A 2,037-nucleotide genomic window follows, 5' to 3' on the forward strand; every position below is an offset into this window, starting at 1 on the left:
GGAGAGATGGGCAGATAACCAAGCTCGTCGATGATGAGCAGATCCAGCCGGGAAAGGGACAACAAGGTATGGCCCGGTCTCCCGGTTTTCTGGGCCACGGTGAGCTGTTCCAGGAGCTCTTGGGTGCGGGTGAACCAGACCTGATATTTGGCAGGCAGGCTTTGATGCCAAAGGCGATGGCTAGATGGGTTTTGCCGACGCCGGGAGGTCCCAGGAACAGGAGATTTTCTTTCTGCGCCACGAAGTCCAGGGAAGTGAGGCGGATGACCTCCTTTTCATTAAGGTGGGGCTGAAAGGAAAAATCGAACTCCTCCATGGTCTTAAGAGCGGGGAAACGGGCTTTCTGGATCTTGGCGTTGATGGAACGGTCCAGTTTGCTCATGGCCTCCATCTCTACCAGGCGGGCCAGATAGACCTCATAGGGAGATTTTTCCTGGGCGGCTTTCACGGCCTCCTCCTGGTAATGCGCCAGGATGTTGGTTAAAGACAGACTTTTCAGCTGAAGTTCCAGTCGCGCCGTCATCGCGCACCTCCGCCATCGGCGGCCGTGTAGCTGGAGAGCGGTCTTTTGAGGACCGGAGGAGTGCTGGCCGTCCAGGGGGATGTGCCTGGCTCCGGCTGTTTCAGTTGTTCCGGCAAGAGCGCCATCACCGAACTCACGGCGGGAGTGCCTAAGGTCAGCGCGGCGTGCAGCGCCGTGGCCACCGCCGGTTGGTCATAGACCGACAGGAGATCCAAAATCTTATCCAGATGATAAGCGGCATTGAACGAGTAACATCTTTCCGCCAGGCGGATAAAATCCGGCCCCAGGTCTGGAAAGGTGTGGATGAAGACTACCTTGGCCCGGGCGCGTCGCTGGGCTTTCCGGTCCAGGAACTCCTTGGCCAGGGCTTCATGTTCGGGATGGGGCAGGGTAACCCCCTTATGCCGCAGAAGTTCATAACGCCCCAGGGGCTTCAGGTTGGCGTCCAGGATGTCCAGCCAGCGGCCCAGCACCCGGTCGATCCAGAGCTGTTTGCCGGCCATCGCCAAGGGCACGGGATAGCGGTTGCCATCCACCTGGACATGGCCATCCCAGGAGGCTTTGCGGGATTCCTTTCGAAAGGTCAGAGGCGGGGTCAGGGGCAAGGGCCGCAAGTTTTCCTGGGGCCGGAGCTGCAGCGGTGCCTGTCCGGTGGTGCTGTGGGAACGGGCATTGTACTGCTCCATGAAAGGAGCCGAGCGCGCCTCAATCTCGCCTGCTTCCTCGACGGCCAGACCGCGCAGGAAATGCTCCTGGAGATAATAGAAGGGGTTTTCCACCTTGCCCTTGGTCCGGGCCCGATAGGGCCGGCAGGGATCGGGTTTCAGACCATACGCTCCCAAGAACGCTGAAAAGTCGTCCTGATAGCGGATGGTGCCCCGACGATCGTGAGACAACACCAGCTGCTTGGGATTGTCGATGACAATTTCCTCCGGCACTCCCTGAAAGGCTGCCAGAGCCTGCATCAAGACCCGGATGATAGTGGGAGTGCTGACATCCAGGGAAAAGGTGACAAACTTATAACGGCTAAAGGAAAGAATGGCCTGGTGGAAGTAAACCTTGAGCGGCTGTCCCTTAACCGGCACCAGCCATTGCTTCCAGTCATATTGCATCTGGCGGCCCGGCGGGGTCCCAAAATGAATGGTGGTTTTCTCGGCCGCTTCCCACCGTTCTCGAAATTGTCGCAAGCAGCGGTAAACGCTGGTCAAGGAACCCTGATAACCCGGGAGCGCCGGTTCCTGAAAAATCCGGGTGCCAATAAACCCTTGCGCCACCATGCCCTTGATCTGGTCGGCATACTGGTCCAGCAGCTTTGCCGCCGGTTTTCTCTGGTAGTCTGGAGGGGCGTTGCGCCTCAAGTAGCGTTTCACCGTGTTCCTGGAAATGCCCAGCTGCCGGGCAATAGCCTTCTTGCTCTGACCATGGCGCCTTAACACCTGAATGGCATGCCACACGTCCATAGCAATCAACCTCCTCACCTCCGATGCCAAATTTACTAACACCGGATTATCTAA

Annotated in this window: 1 protein-coding gene and 1 pseudogene; both read right to left on the reverse strand. The window is 58.1% G+C overall.

Annotation, left to right across the window (positions count from 1 at the left end; translation table 11 throughout):
• A pseudogene (locus JRG72_11875) lies at positions 1–523 on the reverse strand (ATP-binding protein).
• Positions 520–1,983: an IS21 family transposase gene (gene istA, locus JRG72_11880; protein MBW2135900.1), complete on the reverse strand. Its 1,464-nt coding sequence runs from the start codon at positions 1,981–1,983 to the stop codon at positions 520–522. Before istA ends, JRG72_11875 begins: the two are co-directional and overlap by 4 nt.
• Positions 1,984–2,037: the final 54 nt, after the last annotated feature.

It is taken from the genome of Deltaproteobacteria bacterium (assembly GCA_019309545.1).
Classification (GTDB): Bacteria; Desulfobacterota; Desulfobaccia; order Desulfobaccales; family Desulfobaccaceae; genus Desulfobacca_B.